The 18,447-nt window shown below is 35.0% G+C and carries 15 protein-coding genes; 7 read left to right on the top strand and 8 right to left on the bottom strand.

The genetic code is table 11. The features are described 5' to 3' along the window. Positions 1-60: 60 nt before the first annotated feature. The 3 genes from MP477_RS17880 to MP477_RS17870 all read right to left on the bottom strand — a co-directional run bounded on the left by MP477_RS17880 (position 61) and on the right by MP477_RS17870 (position 3,806). On the bottom strand, positions 61-651 hold the full coding sequence (locus MP477_RS17880; protein ID WP_257191451.1) for a DUF1572 domain-containing protein: 591 nt from the start codon (positions 649-651) through the stop codon (positions 61-63). Between the two features lie 98 nt (positions 652-749). Continuing rightward, positions 750-2,855: a gliding motility-associated C-terminal domain-containing protein gene (locus tag MP477_RS17875; protein ID WP_257191450.1), complete on the bottom strand. Its 2,106-nt coding sequence runs from the start codon at positions 2,853-2,855 to the stop codon at positions 750-752. A gap of 153 nt (positions 2,856-3,008) precedes the next feature. Next, positions 3,009-3,806 carry a hypothetical protein gene (locus MP477_RS17870; protein ID WP_230038677.1) on the bottom strand — a complete coding sequence of 266 codons (798 nt, stop codon included), beginning with the start codon at positions 3,804-3,806 and terminating at the stop codon, positions 3,009-3,011. Positions 3,807-4,010: 204 nt separating this feature from the next. On the opposite strand from MP477_RS17870, the gene glgP reads away from it, so the two are divergent. Then, on the top strand, positions 4,011-5,675 hold the full coding sequence (glgP, locus tag MP477_RS17865; protein WP_257191449.1) for an alpha-glucan family phosphorylase: 1,665 nt from the start codon (positions 4,011-4,013) through the stop codon (positions 5,673-5,675). A 77-nt stretch (positions 5,676-5,752) separates the two neighbouring features. Here the strand turns inward: glgP and MP477_RS17860 are convergent, their stop codons facing one another. Next, positions 5,753-5,941 carry a DUF6496 domain-containing protein gene (locus tag MP477_RS17860; protein ID WP_002984739.1) on the bottom strand — a complete coding sequence of 63 codons (189 nt, stop codon included), beginning with the start codon at positions 5,939-5,941 and terminating at the stop codon, positions 5,753-5,755. A 12-nt stretch (positions 5,942-5,953) separates the two neighbouring features. Beyond that, a complete protein-coding gene (locus tag MP477_RS17855; protein WP_230038673.1) occupies positions 5,954-6,427 on the bottom strand; it encodes a hypothetical protein in 474 nt (157 codons plus the stop codon). Between the two features lie 122 nt (positions 6,428-6,549). Between MP477_RS17855 and MP477_RS17850 the strand changes: the two genes are divergently transcribed. Continuing rightward, positions 6,550-8,679, top strand: a complete 2,130-nt coding sequence (locus MP477_RS17850; RefSeq protein ID WP_257191448.1) for a S9 family peptidase — start codon at positions 6,550-6,552, stop codon at positions 8,677-8,679. Between the two features lie 70 nt (positions 8,680-8,749). Here MP477_RS17850 and MP477_RS17845 read toward each other — a convergent pair whose 3' ends face one another. The 3 genes from MP477_RS17845 to MP477_RS17835 form a co-directional block, all read right to left on the bottom strand. After that, on the bottom strand, positions 8,750-9,568 hold the full coding sequence (locus tag MP477_RS17845; protein ID WP_257191447.1) for a GLPGLI family protein: 819 nt from the start codon (positions 9,566-9,568) through the stop codon (positions 8,750-8,752). Between the two features lie 8 nt (positions 9,569-9,576). Continuing rightward, positions 9,577-11,139, bottom strand: a complete 1,563-nt coding sequence (locus MP477_RS17840; RefSeq protein ID WP_257191446.1) for a vitamin K epoxide reductase family protein — start codon at positions 11,137-11,139, stop codon at positions 9,577-9,579. A gap of 69 nt (positions 11,140-11,208) precedes the next feature. Then, complete coding sequence (locus MP477_RS17835) at positions 11,209-11,397, bottom strand: hypothetical protein (protein ID WP_230038665.1); 189 nt, start codon at positions 11,395-11,397, stop codon at positions 11,209-11,211. Between the two features lie 284 nt (positions 11,398-11,681). On the opposite strand from MP477_RS17835, the gene MP477_RS17830 reads away from it, so the two are divergent. The 5 genes from MP477_RS17830 to MP477_RS17810 all read left to right on the top strand — a co-directional run bounded on the left by MP477_RS17830 (position 11,682) and on the right by MP477_RS17810 (position 18,392). Beyond that, positions 11,682-13,337 carry a peptide MFS transporter gene (locus MP477_RS17830; protein ID WP_257191445.1) on the top strand — a complete coding sequence of 552 codons (1,656 nt, stop codon included), beginning with the start codon at positions 11,682-11,684 and terminating at the stop codon, positions 13,335-13,337. Positions 13,338-13,470: 133 nt separating this feature from the next. After that, a complete protein-coding gene (locus MP477_RS17825; RefSeq protein ID WP_257191444.1) occupies positions 13,471-15,225 on the top strand; it encodes a peptide MFS transporter in 1,755 nt (584 codons plus the stop codon). Between the two features lie 62 nt (positions 15,226-15,287). Next, on the top strand, positions 15,288-16,277 hold the full coding sequence (locus MP477_RS17820) for a YhcG family protein (protein ID WP_230038659.1): 990 nt from the start codon (positions 15,288-15,290) through the stop codon (positions 16,275-16,277). Between the two features lie 23 nt (positions 16,278-16,300). Beyond that, positions 16,301-17,812 carry a peptide MFS transporter gene (locus tag MP477_RS17815; RefSeq protein WP_230038657.1) on the top strand — a complete coding sequence of 504 codons (1,512 nt, stop codon included), beginning with the start codon at positions 16,301-16,303 and terminating at the stop codon, positions 17,810-17,812. A 46-nt stretch (positions 17,813-17,858) separates the two neighbouring features. Beyond that, positions 17,859-18,392 (top strand): thioredoxin fold domain-containing protein, encoded by a 534-nt coding sequence (locus MP477_RS17810; protein ID WP_230038655.1) that lies wholly within the window; start codon positions 17,859-17,861, stop codon positions 18,390-18,392. Positions 18,393-18,447 lie beyond the last annotated feature (55 nt).

Raw genomic sequence — 18,447 nt, 5'->3', positions numbered from 1 at the left:
TCCTGAATTTTATGGGTGCAAAGATAGTAATTTTTACTAAGAACCCAAGATTGATTCAATCTATTGCTTGTATTCGTCCCTTACTTCAGGGCTGTTTTGAAAACATACGGGAGATGAATTAAGTCCAGATTCTTCTTCGGAAATTTTATTTTTCATCTCTGTGTTAAACTCCTGTGACTTATTCCTTGCAATAGAAAGTGTCTTCCACTCATCATTTTTCATCATTTTTGCCAGGTATACAATTTGTCCTATGTGATAGGGATAATGAGCCAGCTGCCTGAAGACAGCATCAATAACGGAATGGGCTTCTCCCCTAATGTAAATTGTAGAATATATATTATCATCACTGATCTGGTTCAAGGCATCAAAAAGACACTTCCATCCTTTTTCCCAATATCCGGTAACTTCTTGTTTTGTTTTAAAAGTGTTGTTAAATTCCTCATCACGATGACGCCATGATTTTTCGCCGTCTTCAGTCAAAAAATTGGTCCATCTCGAAAGCATATTTCCTGCAATATGTTTTACAATAACCGCAATAGAATTACTTTCTTCATTATACTGCCAGAAAACCTGTTCATCAGACAATTGTCCGAATGTTTTATCACCAAGAGATTTGTAATATTCAAAACGCTTAATAAAGAGCTGCTTCATACTTTTAATTTTAATTTCTAAAATAAGATTTTTCAAGAAAAGAACCACCTCAAACGAAGTGGTTTTGTCTATCTATAGTATTTACTGATTTATGTCACTTATTCTCTGTTTTTTACCAGTACCCATCCGGAAAATTTGATAGGTGTATTTTTCTTATCACTTTCATTCCAGGTTATAGAATACCAATATGTTCCTGTCGAAACTTTTTTCCCTCCTTCTGTACCATCCCATTTGTAACCGTTGGTTTTGTCTGCTCGGAAAATTCTATTTCCATATCTGTCGAAAATATCCATGACAAAGTTCTGTTTACCGGCTAATGCAGAGTAATCAATACCATCATTCACGCCATCCTGATTGGGAGTAATTACATTTACTAAATTCGGAACTACAATGTCAATTTCAATAGGGTCACAATTGTAAGCATCTTTTACAAATACTGTATGATCACCTCTTGAAATATTTTTGAAAACATTGGAATCCTGCCAGTTTATATTATCCATAGAATATTTATATGGGGGATTTCCTCCCATTACAGATACAGTAACTGTATTATTCGCAATATCAATTCCTGAAACCACAGGCTGATCAGACGGCAATACTTTTACGTTCTGTATGGCAGTACAGTCTCCGGTCTTAAGCTTCACCCAATAGGTTCCAATTCCTACATTGCTTATACTTTGAGTAGTAGCTCCTGTACTCCATTCATAACTTTTAAATCCAGGGCCTGCATCTAAAGTAGTGGTATCTTCTGCACAAATGATTTTATCTTTAAGGATATCCGAATATACCGGCGGGATAACTGTCAGAGTAATCTTAGCAATATTATAACAGCCTTGTGTATTGTAAACCCTTACATACACATATCCGCTTGGAGCAATATAATTGGAAGCATTAGAAATTTCATTGGTTTGATTGATGGCATCCGTAAGGGACGGGTAGTATTTTTTCCCTGCTCCCGGCTGTGCAGTTACGCTCGCTCCGGTAAGGTTAAATAATGCCGTAGAAGGATTCGTTTCAATAAAACATGATCTTATTACAGCATCATTGACAATGATTGCCGGATAGAATTTTAAAGTAATCTGCGCAACAGCAGTACATCCGAACTCAGAAATTACTTTTACATAGATTATAGCTTCAGCAGATATAAATGCCATTGGTGTGGTAATCTCATTCATTCCCGCATCGAGGTCAGCCATGGAATGGTAGTATTTCTTAACTACAGTAGTACTTCCAATAATATCTGCCGATGTAAGATCAAACAATGCCGTACCTGCGTTATTATTGTTACAAGCTGTCAAAGTAGCATTTTTTACCTTGATAGAACCGTCTTTGAATTTAAATTTTCCGATCTGTTTACATTTATTAAGTGGGTTATCCGGATTTGTAGGATCTGTATAACTGATACTATAATAAAAAACAGTAGTGGTGTTCACCGTTCTGGGAGCGGTAATAGGATTGGCTCCCGTTAACGCTTCGTTCTGACTGGTATGATAGCTCACGCTAAAGCTCTGATTTCCATTAAGAATTCCTGCGGATAAAGTAGAAAAGTCAAACAATTCAGTACTTCCACATATAATAACTTCTCTTGGGTCAGCCGGGTTTACAGGAGCAATACCTGGAGGGATAAATGGATACGTCTGAATATTCGGGTCTGTAAATGGCGATGCCAAGGTAGCTGTACCACCCCATGTCAAAGAAAACGGTGCTGTTGTGCTGCTGGTGCTGCTCACCCAGTTGTCAATAAACAAATAATACGTTTGCCCGGGTAAAACATCCATATATTTACAGTAAGGAGTGGAAGAACCACCAATAGCACTTAGGAGCGTACTTGTCATATTTAACCCTGTAGAAGGACCTACTCCAATCACTGTTGCTGCATTACAGCGTATGGGGGATCCCAGACTTCCGCAGGTAACATTAGGCCCAAAAATAGCCCAGTCATAATCAGCATCCGGATTATTAGGAACCAGGTCGAAGGTAAGTGTTCCTCCTGTGGCAATGGTAATTTTGTACCAAATCGAATTATGTTCACCGACTGCATCTATGCAGCTTCCTGAGCTTACCAATTCTTTAATATTGCCATATCCTGAAGGGCTGTAGGTAATATCTGAGTTTCCACAGACAGCTAATGCTGTTGCACAATCTGCCTGGGAATAAAAAGTTTGAGATATACAAAAAAGAATGAAAAGTAAAAGTTTCCTCATAGATATATGTTTTTATGGTTAAATCAGTTTAAATCAGGCTGATATCAACCCATACCAAATATACCTATAATTTAATTACAAATAATAAAATTCCAATAATTTTGAAATATTATAAATAAAAACAATAATTCATTATAGAATTCATTAAATGAATTATTTTATGCTTGTGATGTTTCCACAAAGATTTTCAAGATGGAATATTTTATGAAAAGGACTTTTCACCTCATTTAAATGTTCTTTATCCTGAATAAAAGTATATCGTGAGGCTATAGAATTCATATCAGAAACTATTACCAGCCAGCATTCATCTACAGAAGTATCATAATATGGGAATTTCTCATTTTTCTTTTCAATAAGCTCCAGGATTTTTTCCGAACAGAGTTCATCAAAAAGATTCATATTATATTCGTGGGTGATAAAGACATTCCTGCGGTGGAAAGATTTCCGCACGCTTTTCACACAGCCAACAGCTTTATTTCTTTTAATGCTTTTATAAATACTGATAATATTTTCTTCCTGTTGTTCCAGATTATCAAATCTTACATTAGTGTGAAATTCTAAAAAATAAACACCACGATATTTCGTAGTGTCCTCTTGTTCCAATAATATTTCTGCCTGACGGAATATCTTATTCAGGGTACTTTCCACCTTTTTCATTTCCAGATGATTGATCACTTCAGTCAGCTCTATTCCAATTTTTTTATCATTTAATTTGGCAATAAAATCAGGGCTTTCACAAGTGAAATCCTCAAATTTGACCTCGGGAAAGTGATGCATAAAAGAGTTGAGAAGTAATATTTCGGACTTCTTTCTGTATTTTTCACGGTCATGCAGCTGAGATTCATCTATTGTACGGTGGTACTTTTCTATGGGCTTTTTTTTCAAATGCCTGTTCAGGTAATATAAACTTAGATTCTTTATCAGATCTTCTTCAGAAAATGTCTTTTTCATGTGTGATTTTTTTATTGAATTAAAGAACACATGCAGTCATCGGTTTTCACCACTAAAAGTTTTTGATAATCAAAATTTTACACTCTTAAAGGTAAGTAAAAAAACAATCCCATAATTACTTTCCAATTTAATTTATCAAATAATTAATGTAAAGTTTATTTTCATAATCAATACCTTTGCCTCTTCTAACACAAATCAGCATTTATGGATTTCAGGAATTTCAAAATACCTTACAGCGTTAATCCCCAATATTCAAAAAAAACCGCCTATTTCTCAATGGAATTTGCCCTTGAGCAGGTATTGAAAATATATTCCGGAGGTCTTGGATTTTTAGCAGGTTCCCATATGAGAAGTGCTTATAACCTGAAGCAGGATCTTATTGGAATCGGTATTCTTTGGAAATTTGGTTATTATGATCAGGCAAGAAATCATGACCAAACGCTACAACCGGTATGGACAAGAAAAATGTATAGCTTTCTGGTGGATACAGGAATAAAATTTCAGATTGAAATCCACAGTTCTCCGGTTTGGGTAAAGGTATGGTACCTTGATCCTGAGACTTTCAATACAGCTCCCATGTTTTTTCTTTCAACAGATGTTCCGGAAAATGATCATGTTTCCAAAACAATCTGTCACAAATTGTATGACGCCAATGAATCTACAAAGCTTGCTCAGTATATTTTATTAGGAAAAGGCGGTGCTAAATTACTGGAAGAAATGAATATCAAAAGAGAGGTATATCATCTGAATGAGGCCCATGGACTTCCGGCTGCGTTCTATTTATTAAAAAAATATAATGGAGACCTCAATAAAGTAAGAGAAAAATTAGTCTTTACAACTCATACTCCGGAAGAAGCAGGAAATGAAAAGCATAACCTCAAATTGTGCTATGATATGTCTTATTTCTCGGGCTACAGTATGGAAGAAATAAAAAGTATAGAAGGAACGGATGATGAGCGGTTTAACCATTCTCTTTGTGCTTTAAAAATGGCCAGAAAAGCCAATGGGGTTTCTCAGCTTCACGGAACAGTTTCCAGAACAATGTGGAGTAAATATCCGGGAATTTGTGAGATCACGTCTATTACCAATGCTCAGGAATTTAAATATTGGGCAGATAAGCTTCTTTATAATGCTAAAGATGAAAATGATGCAACTGTTTTCGACTATAGAAAAAAGCATTTAAAGAAAAAACTTTTCAGCACTGTTGCAGATCAAACAGGAAATTTATTTGACCCCAATATTTTCACCATTGTCTGGGCCAGGAGGTTTGCTGGTTACAAAAGAGCAGAACTTCTTTTGCATGACAAAGACAGATTTTACAAACTTCTGAACAATTCTAAATATCCTGTACAGATCATTTGGGCCGGTAAGCCTTATCCCATGGACTATTCTGCTATTTCCATCTTCAACACGCTCGTTGAGGAAAGTAAGAATCATAAAAATATAGCCGTACTTACAGGCTATGAGCTTTCTTTAAGCAAATCTTTAAAGCAAGGTTCAGATCTTTGGCTAAATAACCCAAGGGTTCCAAGGGAAGCATCGGGAACTTCCGGAATGACTGCCGCCATGAATGGTTCGGTCAATTTATCCACTGATGACGGATGGATTCCTGAATTTGCAAGACATGGAGAAAATTCCTTTGTGGTTCCTAAAGCAGATTATCTGAATATGAGCATCTATGAGCAGGATAATTATGATTTAAACAAATTATATGAAATCCTTGAGAACGAAATCCTTCCCACCTATTATGACCATCCTGATCAATGGAGAAAAATTCAGCACAATGCAATGGATGATGTAAAGGAACAATTCAACAGCGATAGGATGGCAGACGAATACTATAAAATACTTTATAATAGCCAGGATTAAAAATACTTGCCAGAGTGTTCCAACTATTAAAATATAAAAGTCCGTGGAGAAATTCTTCACGGACTTTTCATTAACTATTATTTGCTTTTCTTTTTTGAAGGCACTTTTAAGCCTTTTTCTCTTGCTTCAGAAATACCGATTGCTACGGCTTGTTTTCTGCTTGTCACTTTTTTTCCGGAAGAAGATTTCAATTTCCCTTCCTTGAATTCGTGCATTACTTTTCCTACTTTGTCCTGAGCTTTTTCTGAATATTTTGTCTTGCTCATAATAGATTTTTTTTAAGATTTTAACAGGGATACCCCTAGTTCATAAACACAGGCATGTTTCAAATATTTTGAACGTTCTCGTGAAGTGACCGATTCAAAGTGGTCATTTTTTAATACAATAATCGGATCCTCAGCATTTTCAATTTCAAAATTCGCTAAATATCTTTCATCAGGAGCATCCTGACGCATTTTCGCTTTTATTTTCTGCAATTCATCAGCATATTTTCTAAATCCGGGATCTGATGAATGGATAAATTTGTATTCATCGCCTGCATACACATAGTAGTGAAGTTTTTTTTCTATCAAACCGGCTTCATCTGTAATCTGAGGGTTATCATTTCCATCTTTAAAACTCACTTCCACCAATGTTCCTCCTTTTTTATTGGCACATTCTTCAGCATCTTTAAAGCTGGAAAAACCTGTATAAACAATTCTGTCATTCAATACATAACGGTTCAGTTTCTGGTTGTATGCATTCGTTTCCATAATTATTATTTGATTTGATTATACTTAATGATATTCAATTTTTCTGCCAAAAGTCTTATTTGAAAAGCTTTTTTTACACATTTTAATAAAATTATTATCTTTGAAATCCATTAATGCTAGAAATGAAGAAACTATTTTTAACGCTTACGATTGCTGCGGCATTCCAAACTGTATCGGCACAGGATATTACTTTAGATAAAATATATTCAGGATATTACCGTGGTAAAGGTATTGCCGGGATTACATCTATGAAAAACGGCGAAAACTATCTGGTTATAGAACCGGCAGGAATCGCAAAATATTCTTACAAGACTTCTCAGAAAGAAGGAAACCTTGTAGAGGGAAAATTTGAGAGCTATGAATTTTCTGATGACGAGTCTAAAATTCTTTTACAAGTGGGGAGCCAGCCTATTTACAGACACTCTTTCCTTGGAAAATTTGACGTAAAAGATTTAAAATCAGGAAAGGTAATCAGCCTAAATGACGGCAAGACTGTTCAGGAGCCTAGATTTTCACCCGATGCTACGAAAATAGCTTTCATCTCTGATAATAATTTATTCTATCAGGATCTGGCTTCTGGAAAGATCACACAAATAACGAACGATGGTAAGAAAAACACCATCATTAACGGATTGGCAGACTGGGTATATGAGGAAGAATTCGGACATGCAAGACAGTATGAATGGACAAAAAATTCTGATGCTATTGTATTTGTAAAATCTGATGAGAGCCAGGTTCCGGAAATTTATATTCCTATCTATGGGAAAAATCTTTATCCGGCTGAAATGCGTTACAAATATCCTAAGGCCGGCGAAAAAAACTCTGTAGTTTCTGCACAATTATACCGTTTGGATAATGGAAAAACAATGCCATTGAATTTAGCCTCTTTTAAAAATTATTATATCCCTAACGTTTTTCAAACGGCAAAAGCAGATGAAATTGTTTTGATTACTTCCGAAAGAATTCAAAACGCTTCCGATATTTTAAAAGTAAATACTAAAACAGGAGCGGTTCAGAAATTATTCACTGAAACGGATGACAAGTGGATTGATACGGATAGTCCTACTTTAGAATTTCTAGAAGACAATTCCTTCCTTTGGGCTTCAGAAAGAGACGGAAACCGTCATTTATACTGGTATGACAAAGATGGCAAGCTTAAAAAACAGATCACTAAAGGAAACTGGGAAGTAACAGATTATTATGGCTTCAATCCAAAATCTAAAGAAATCTACGTTCAGACTACTGAAAAAGGAAGTATCAACAAGGTAATTTCTAAAGTAAATATTGAAAACGGAAAATCTCAGCTTATTTCTAATGCTGAAGGAAACAATTCTGCCAACTTCAGTAAAAGTTACAATTATTTTATTGAGACCTCTTCTACAGCTTCAAAACCTTATACTTATGTTTTAAAAGACGGAAATGGTAAGGCTGTAAAAGAACTTCAGAACAATAACGATCAGTTACAAAAATTAAAAGCTGATAATTTTACTGAAAAAGAATTCATTACCATTCCCAATGCAGTGGGCGATCAGATGAATGCATGGATCATGAAGCCTAAAAATTTCGATCCAAGCAAGAAATACCCGTTATTCATGTTCCAATATTCAGGCCCGGGATCGCAGCAGGTTTCCAATTCCTGGGATAATGGAAATGCCATGTGGTTCAATCATTTGGTACAGAAAGGATATATTGTTGCTTGTGTAGACGGACGTGGAACGGGCTATAAAGGGGCAAAATATAAGAAAGTAACGTATATGAACCTGGGTAAATATGAGATTGAGGATCAGATTACTGCTGCCAAGTGGTTCGGTACCCAATCTTATATTGATAAGGGCAGGATCGGAATGTTCGGATGGAGCTTCGGTGGCTATATGACCAGTTTGGCAATGACTAAAGGAGCAGATGTTTTCAAAATGGGAATTGCCGTTGCACCGGTAACCAACTGGAGATATTATGACTCTGTATACACCGAAAGATTTATGAGAACCCCTCAGGAGAATGCTGACGGATATGATAAAAACTCACCTACAGAATATGCTAATTTATTAAAAGGCAAATTCCTGTTAATCCACGGGACAGCTGATGATAACGTACATTTCCAGAATTCCATGGAGTTTTCCGAAGCTTTAATTCAAAATAAAAAACAGTTTGATTTTATGGCTTATCCGGATAAGAATCACGGAATTTATGGAGGTCAGACAAGACCGCAGCTTTATCAGAAAATGACTGATTTTATCTTAAACAATTTATAAGAAAACATATCTTACAAACTAAACTCACTATAGATCCCTTTCAAGTTTTTGAAAGGGATTTTTATATTCATCAAGGGTATTTTACGGCTTTATCCAGTTCTATAGGATTATTAAAGGCTTTTATTTTTTTCCTTTCATTACCTTCAGCAGGCTTCAGCTGTTCTTTGGAGAGAACCGTTCCGTCATCCAACAATAATTTCTGCCCTTCGCGCATAGTCAGATTTCCATTCAACACATATTTAAAAGGGTTGGAATAGAGGTCCAACATTAGTGTATTTAAATCTTTCCGGGTAACGGGAATTGCTCTGGGTATATAATTATTTAATGAATTACGTTTATAATCATCCGGAATCTTTTCACTCTTAATCACATTAAAATAGTAATTCTTTTGAGTGTCATACAATTCCATAATCAATCCTGGCAATCCGTTAAACTTATAAGGTCCGTAGGGCATTGGGATATCTTTAGTAAACCATGCAATCCAGTTTCTTCCTCCGAATTGAGCAGTAGCTTTCTGAAGCCGGAAATTATCAGAAACTTTTGTACTGTCTGTAATAGTCCATTGTTGCTTGGCTTTCTCAGACATTTTATAAAAATTCACATCTCCGATATATTCATAGCTTTGATAGACATTATTATTGTTCTTTTTGATAAGAAAAGAAGTCAACCTACCAGGCGAATATTTTCCAGTAACATTAAATATTGAATCATTAATATAATTCAGTCTGTTATAGTAGGCAATATCTTCTTTTGTGATATCCAGATAGTAATTTTCCCTGGTGATCTCTTTTGAGGTTGAATCTTTCTTGTATTTCACCTCATAGATGAACCTGTTGTTCTGAGAAAAAAACATCACAGTTCCCAGCAATATAAATAATAAATTTTTCATAATCGGGTTTAATTTTCTGATAAAAATTCGGGGATAAAATACTCCAGATCCGCTCTTTCATACTGAATGGGATATTCCGTATCATTGAGGAAAATATCAGGTGTAAAGTGAATGCTATTAGCCGTCACCCAATTTTCATGCCTTCTTAATAGATTAAGAGCAGCTTCTGAACTTCCGAAGTATTTAGAATATTTTGTATACCATCCATTTTTGTTTTCACTATACGCTTGAACTTCATACCAATTGCTCAAAGCCTCTAAAAATTCTGCCTTATTTCTACTATTGAGATAAATATTGGTAAGGTTGACATGAACTGTTTTGTTGTCCTCGTCACCTCTGTTAAGGTCTATATCGAAGAAAATATTAATTCTCAGTTCATCAGAATACATCTTAACCAGCTTTAGAAAAACAGGATAAAATTCTTTACAATGTTTACAGAAAGGATTGGTGATAAAGGTTAAACTTTGATCGGCATGTTCATTCCCAAATACAAAAGCACCTGAAAAATCGGTATCCATTAGTTTCTTTTGAATGGATAGATTGTTTTTAAAAAACAAATAGTTTCTCCTGAATTTCAGATTTCTCTTGATGATATTTTCATTTTTCTGTGCAATCCCATTTTTCGTTCTTAAGTTCAGCAAAACAGCTAAAGAACCAAAAATTCCAATTAAAAATAAGAATACAGAACCCGGATTTATTTTCTTGGCATCAAAAGGTATAAGATTAGCTGTGAGTAATTGGATACACACACAGGTTATAATGATCATACACACCGGACAGTATTTTTTGACCACAAATACCTGATAGTATAAAGATAAACAAGCCATGGGAATAAATGTAAATAAAGCATATTGATAGACCGTAAAAAAGAATTCAATGTTTCTTGCGAGAGAAAATAAAATGAAGCAAACTATCTGACTGGTAAAAAACAAAAGTGAAATCTCAGATAAATCTATTTTGTTAAAAATTTTCCATTTTTTAGAATTAAAAACCAAATCGCAATCCGTATTCAAATAATTGCTTTTGCACACTCCCACCGGAATAAATGTTCCCTTCCCATGCGTCTTTTTATAAGCTTCGTAAGCAAATACAAATCCTATTAAAGAAGTAAGTGCGAAAGTTGATTGTAAAATTATATTGGAAGAATTGTATCCTAATAGAAATAAAAACAATACGATAAGGATTCCCCAATTGATGTAGGAATAATTAAGTCTTGATTTTGTAGCAGCAAGTTCTCTTTCTTTTTCAATAACAAGTATTATATTTTCCCATTTTGAAAAAAAATCATTTGTCGGAGAACCGTTCATGATAAGTTGATTATTCTTATTTTTCACAGCAGCCAGCTCTCCATCCACTAAAGCCAGAAAATCTTCCGGTAAAATATCTTTCTCATCATTATCTATTCTGTAGCTGTAATTTTCAATATTGAAAAAGTGTAACGCATCAGAAAATGCTAAAAGACTTGGAAAATCCGGATGCCCCTCCAACTGGAGCTCAAATTCATCCCGGTCAACATATATTTTATGATTATCTAAAAAATTGATAACAGCAGTATAACTTTTGTGTGTCATTTTTTTTTGTCATTACATTTCAAAAAACAGCAACAGTTTCCTGTTGCCATTTTAAAAAATGAGTCTTAATTATCCGCAACAAAAAGTCCCGTTGCAATAAGAATCTCCATTGCCTCCATGTGAAGCAGCACACTGTGCGTTTGTACATGCACATCCCAGATCAGTATATGGATCTTCTTCTCTTACGCCTCCTTTAATTTTTCTCTGCTCATTTCTGGATAAGCTTCCTTTCAATTTTTTTAAATCGATTTTTTTCATAATGCTTTCTATAAAATTGTTTTGTGTCATTATTGACCTATCAAAACTAAAAACAATGATCACTATAAAGAGAAATACATCATGTATATTTTTTGTTTTTTCTTTTCGAAATATGTGCAATATCAACTCGTTGTACATACATATTGATCAGGTTTTGCAAAATTTGATTTATAGTATCCGAAACAAAAAATTTCTATTTATTTCATTAATCATTTCGTCAAGTATTATTTATTTTATCAATTGAAATTAAAAACTTATTTTTGGGAAATTTGAAAATTGATTATATGAAGACTAAACATCCTAAAGGGCTACCCTTCCTCTTTTTCACTGAAATGTGGGAGCGTTTCGGATATTACCTGATTCTCGGAATCTTTGTACTATATGTTATTGAGCCCACGGGTATGAAAGGAGGTCTTGGACTGCCCGACAAGACCGCTGATGATATTTTCGGAACTTACATTGCCCTGACGTACCTCACCCCTTTCATTGGTGGATTTTTGGCAGACAGAGTGTTAGGATATATTAAGTCCATCTACCTTGGTGGATTTTTAATGGCTGCAGGGTATATTGGGATGGGAGTTTTCAAAGACTTACCCTTATTTTACTCTTCTTTGGCCTTAATTATCATTGGAAATGGTTTCTTTAAACCTACGATTTCCACTCTTTTAGGAAACCTTTATTCTGAAGAACCTTATAAAGCCAATAAAGATTCCGGATATAATATTTTCTATATGGGAATCAATATCGGTGCATTCATCTGTAATATTATTGCTGCCTTTATGCGTAATAAATTTGGCTGGGGTGAAGCATTCATCACTGCCGGAGTTGGAATGCTCATCGGTATGGTTATTTTCACGATCGGAAGAAAACACTATATTCATGCTGCACAGATGAAACCTGTACAGGAAGGAGACACGAAACTTTCAGAAATTATGCTTAAAGTATTTGTTCCTGCTATTATTGCCGGAGCAATCGGTTGGTTTATTCCTAACAATATCTTTGGTAGTGACAGTACAGATGCCTTTATATTTGCATGTGTTCCTGTTATTTACTTTTATGCCTCTCTTTATTTCAAAGCTAAACCGGACGAAAAACCTTCAATTGGAGCATTACTTTCTGTATTCCTGATCAGTATGTTCTTCTGGGCGGTATTCAAACAAAATGGTACAGCCCTTACAAGATGGGCCAATTATTATACAGACAGAAGTGTTCCCGCTTCTTTAGAAAAACCTCTTGAAAGCATCTACATGGTGGAAGGCAAAAGTTATGAGGACAAAGAGGTTCCCGTTTATGATGAACAATTCAGATCCCAAAAAGATGAAAATGGAAAACCTTTAAAAAAAATAGGAAAGGATATTTATTTCGAAAATATTTCAGAATTAGATCGTAAGGACCTGGGAGGAACCTCACCACAAAAAGTATATTTATATAATACCGAGCTGTTTCAATCCATTAATCCGTTTTGGGTAATTGCCCTAACACCGGTTATCGTAGGTTTTTGGGCACTTTTAAGACGAAAAGGAAAAGAACCATTAACCCCTACCAAAATAGTGTTAGGACTTTTTATTTCAGGACTATCCTGTCTGGTGATGGTATTAGCGGTAATGGCCGGAGACAACGGAGCGGTAAAAGTTTCTCCTTTATGGCTGGTAGCCAGTTATGGAGTAATTACTATTGGGGAATTATGCCTCTCTCCTATGGGACTTTCTTTTGTCTCAAAACTGTCACCAGCAAGAATTACAGCACTGATGATGGGAGGATTCTTTCTTGCCAATTCTGTAGGGAACAAGCTTTCAGGAATCCTTGCCAGTACATGGTATAACTACGAAAATAAGACGAATTATTTTCTTGTTAATTTCGGTTTGTTAATATTTGCTACGCTATTAGGCCTTTCTATGTTAAAAAGATTAAATAAAATTATGAAGGAAAAAGGGCACTAATCCTTGGTATTTATAAAGAATATAAAGCTGCAGAACCATTCTGCAGCTTTTTTATTTAAAAATAAAATTAAAACCTTGCCAAAAACCCAAAATAAACTATATTTGTCAGTCTTAACAAAAATTAACAATAGAAATGGATAATATTGAAGCAATAAGTCCGAAACCGGATGAATTTGTAGAGAATAAGAATTCCAGACATCCGAAAGGATTGTGGGTTCTGTTCGGAACAGAAATGTGGGAGCGTTTCAACTTTTACGGAATGAGAGCTCTTTTGACGCTCTTTATGGTAAATTCCTTATTGATAAAAGAAGCTGATGCAGCTATTATCTATGGTGGCTTCTTGGCTTTATGTTATTTAACTCCCCTTTTAGGCGGATTTATTGCAGATAAATATATAGGAAACAGGTTTGCTATTATCATTGGTGGATCATTAATGGCCATTGGTCAGTTTTTATTATTCATTAGTGCTTCCACTTTTTCTGCAGATCTTGGAAGCGCCAAGCTTATCATGTGGCTGGCTTTATTCGTTATTATTTTTGGTAATGGATTTTTCAAACCGAACATCTCATCTATGGTGGGAAGCTTATATCCAAAACAAGAGAAGTCTAAACTGGATTCTGCTTTCACTATTTTCTACATGGGAATCAATATTGGAGCATTTTTAGGTCAGTTTATTTGTCCTTATGTAGGAGACGTAAAAGACGCTGCTACAGGAGTAAGAGATATCTTCGCCTTCAAATGGGGATTCTTAGCCGCTTCAATTGCCATGGTGATTGGAACTATTACATTCTTTATCCTTAAAAATAAATATGTAGTAACACCTGAAGGAAGACCTATCGGTGGATTACCAAAAAACAATACCAGTGCAGATTTTGAAGAAGGTGAAACGCAAACAGCAAAATTCTCAGGCATGGCTTTAGGTATTACCGGAGTTATATTTGTTATTTTATTCTTTGCTTTCCGATATTTACTGGTAGGAGAACTTGGATTTAAAGCTGTAGAAATGGGTCAATTGATCAAAGGAATTATTTATCCTTTCATTTATTCAGCAGGTATTTCTTTGGCCTTCCTTATTATGAGTTCTGCTGAAAACAAAATTGAAAGACAGAGAATATGGGTAATTTATATCGTATCATTCTTTATCATTTTCTTCTGGGCAGCTTTCGAACAGGCAGGTTCTTCATTAACATTCATCGCAGATAACCAAACTGACAGAAACATTTTTGGATGGAATATGCCACCTTCAATGGTTCAGATCTTTAATGGTATTTTCGTTGTTCTGCTAGCCGTTCCTTTCAGTTTGTGTTGGGATAAACTGAGAGCAAAAGGAAAAGAGCCTGTATCTCCATTCAAACAGGCAATGGGACTTGCATTAATAGCTTTAAGTTATTTTATTATAGCGCACAACGTAAAAGATTTAGGAAACTCTGGCCTGTTGGCTATCAAATGGCTGATGTTACTGTACTTCATTCAGACATGTGGTGAGCTTTGTCTTTCTCCAATTGGTTTATCATTAGTTGGTAAACTGGCTCCAAAAAGATTCGCTTCATTATTATATGGTGTTTTCTTTATTTCTAATGCTGCAGGCTATGCCTTAGCAGGTTCACTAGGAGCTTTGATCCCTGCAACAGGTGATAAATTTACAAAAGCACAGGAAATAGGAGTAAATCTTCAGGATGTTTTAGATAAAAAAATAACATTAACTGCTGATCAGGTAGCAGCTTTCGATAAAGCTCAGCTACCGCTGCACAATCCTACATTTGCGGGATTTGAAATCCATAATTTATTCGAATTCTTTATGGTATTCGTGGTACTTTGTGGTATTGCTGCTGTGATTCTAGGTTTAATTTCACCTATCTTAAAGAAAATGATGCACGGTGTAAACTAACTGCATTAACAAAATATGAATAAAACCTCTGCTAAGTCAGAGGTTTTTTTTAATTTCGTACGATGGAAATTTCCGAAGATTCTTTATTCCAATCCGTAAAGGAAATTATTAGACAATCGCGCGAAAAGGTTTTTCGGATAGCGAATTCTACCTTACTGCTTACTTACTGGCAGATTGGAAAACTGATTGTTGAAGATGAACAACAGGGAAAAGAACGTGCAGAATATGGAAAATATATTTTAAAGAATCTATCTCAAAAGCTAACTTTGGAGTTTGGAAAAGGATTTGACTATACAAATTTATCTAATATGCGTAAATTTTATATGTCTTTCCCAATTGTTGACACATTGTCTCTACAATTGAGTTGGTCTCATTACAGGCTGCTTTCAAGTCAGGATGATAAAAATAAAAGAAATTATTATCTCAATGAAGCGGTACAAAATAACTGGAATGTCAGGGATCTAAAAAGACAAATCAATTCCCTTGCTTACGAACGGGTTTTAAAACATAAAAAATCTTCCACAGAAACTATTCACAGTGTTTTAAAAGATCCTTATATTTTTGAATTTCTTGGCTTAAGATCTGATGAACAATTCTCCGAAAAAGAAATTGAAACAGCAATCATTGATCATATTCAAAAGTTTTTACTGGAATTTGGAAAAGGATTTGCTTTTGTAGCCAGACAACAACATATTTCAACTGATACATCAGACTTCTATATTGATCTTGTCTTCTATAATTACATATTGAAATGCTTTGTCATCATCGACCTAAAAACCGGAGAACTTTCTCATCAGGATATTGGGCAGATAGACATGTATGTAAGAATGTATGATGACCTTAAACGCGGTGAAGGAGATAATCCAACCATCGGAATTCTACTATGCTCAGAAAAGGATGAGACCATTGTAAAATACTCCGTTCTCAATGATAAAAACAATTTATTCGCCAGCAAATATTTGCTGTATCTCCCAAAAGAAGAAGAATTAAAACAAATTATTGACCAGGATAGAATCCGTTTTGAGCTGGATCAGGAAAATAAAAACCCTTAATTAAAAATAATCATATTATCATTATGAGCTTAACTTTAGATGAAATACAAAATTTCAAAGGAAAATACCCCCAACAAATCTGGAGTCTGTTTTTCTCTGAGATGTGGGAACGCTTCTGTTTCTATGGAATGCGTGGAATGCTGGTTTTCTTTATGATCTCACAGCTCAACTTCCATGAAAAAGAAGCCAACCTTCAGTACGGAGCCACCCAGGCTTTTGTATATGCCTTTACTTTTATAGGAGGTCTTTTTGCAGATAAAATCTTAGGATTCAGAAAATCATTGTTTTGGGGTGGGCTTCTGATGATTATCGGAAGTTTAATATTAGCAACCGATCCCCATAAATTCTTTTTTCTGGGTATTGCATTTACTGTAGTGGGAACAGGCTTTTTCAAACCGAATATTTCATCAATGGTTGGACAGCTGTATAAATCTAATGATTCAAGAGCAGATGCCGGATTCTCACTTTTCTATGCAGGTATTAACCTTGGCGCACTATTAGGTGGTTATTTATGTATTGCAATTGGTAAAGGAGAATTCCTAAGCAATATTATATCCGAAGAAATGAGATGGCATATTGCTTTTGGACTTGCAGCAGTAGTAATGGTTATCAGTTTAATTAATTTCATATTTACTCAAAGGAGATTAGGAACTATTGGACTTCAGCCGGGACATCCTTTAGCAGAAATCAAATCTGCACCGATCCCAAAATGGAAAGAATATGGAGTCTACGTATTATCATTGGTTTTTGTACCCATCATTATGACTATGGTTGCCAAAACAGAATATACAGATTATTTTATGTGGACTATCGGACCATTGACATTAATTTATTTATTCTATGAAATGTCTAAAGTAACAGCTTCAGAACGCAAGAAGCTTTGGGCAGCATTGGTCTTCATTATCTTCTCTATAGTGTTCTGGGGAATTTATGAACAAAGTGGCGGCTCTTTAAGTATTTTTGCCGCTAAGAACCTGAATAAAGATCTTTTTGGATTAGACCCGAATGGAGTGAATAACTCCGGAGGTGCATTTTTCATTATTTTCCTGGCTCCACTTATCGGACTTCTTTGGATCTGGCTGAACAAAAGAAAAATTGAGCCTAATACCATTATCAAATTTGGATTAGGTTTTATTTTCCTGGGACTGGGATATTACGTTTTATTTGCTACCCGTTTGTTTGCCGATCTTCAGGGGATTACTTCATTAAATTTCTTCACACTGGCATTATTGATTATTACCCTTGGGGAATTATGCCTCTCCCCTATCGGATTATCCATCATGACTAAGCTTTCCACCAAGAACCTTCAAGGGATGATGATGGGAATGTGGTTCCTTGCCTCAGCTTATGGGCAATATGTTGCAGGGATTATCGGAGCCAGCCTGGCTACAGCAAAACAGGGCTCTACCAATTATGATGAATTGATCACTTATACTGATGGATATAAACAATTGGGATTATACGCTGTAATTGCCGGAGTAGTATTAATTTTGATATCTCCATTCGTAAAAAAATTAATGCAGGATGTAAAATAAAGAATAAACTATTATGCTTATTTTTACATAAATATCACAAATCATTATGAAGAAAATTTTAAGCATAGTACTCTTATTATTATTGAATTTCAGTTTTGCACAAATAAAGTGGATGACTATTGAAGAGGCTTTAAAAGCCCAGAAGACCCATCCTAAAAAAATTCTTATTGATTTTTATGCAGACTGGTGTGGGCCTTGTAAGATTATGGATAAAAAAACATATGGCCATGCCGTGATTTCCCAGATCTTAAATGAGAATTACTATCCTGTAAAATTTAATGCTGAAGAAAAAAATAGTATTGAAATCTTTGGAAGAACATTTTCAAATCCAAATACGGAACAGAAGAAAGGAAAAAATTCCCTGCATGAGTTTACCCAGTACATGAACGTAGGAGCTGTACCAAGTACTGTTTTCCTGGATGAACATGGAGATCCTATCACTATTCTGCAGGGAGAGTTATCTGCTAAAGAACTGGAACCCTACCTGGAACTGATATCAAAGGATTTATTTAAAAAAATCCGTACCAGAGAACAGTGGGAAGATTACCAGAGAAAGTTCAAATCTAAAATCAAAGACTAATATAAATCAAAGGCTTTCAGAATCTGAAAGCCTTTTTTAGATATTTACCTCAAGA

The sequence above is a fragment of the Chryseobacterium sp. WG23 genome (assembly GCF_024586575.1).
GTDB lineage: Bacteria > Bacteroidota > Bacteroidia > Flavobacteriales > Weeksellaceae > Chryseobacterium.
The sequence above is the reverse complement of the archived record's forward strand: the minus strand, read 5'-3'. Positions and strand labels throughout refer to the sequence as shown.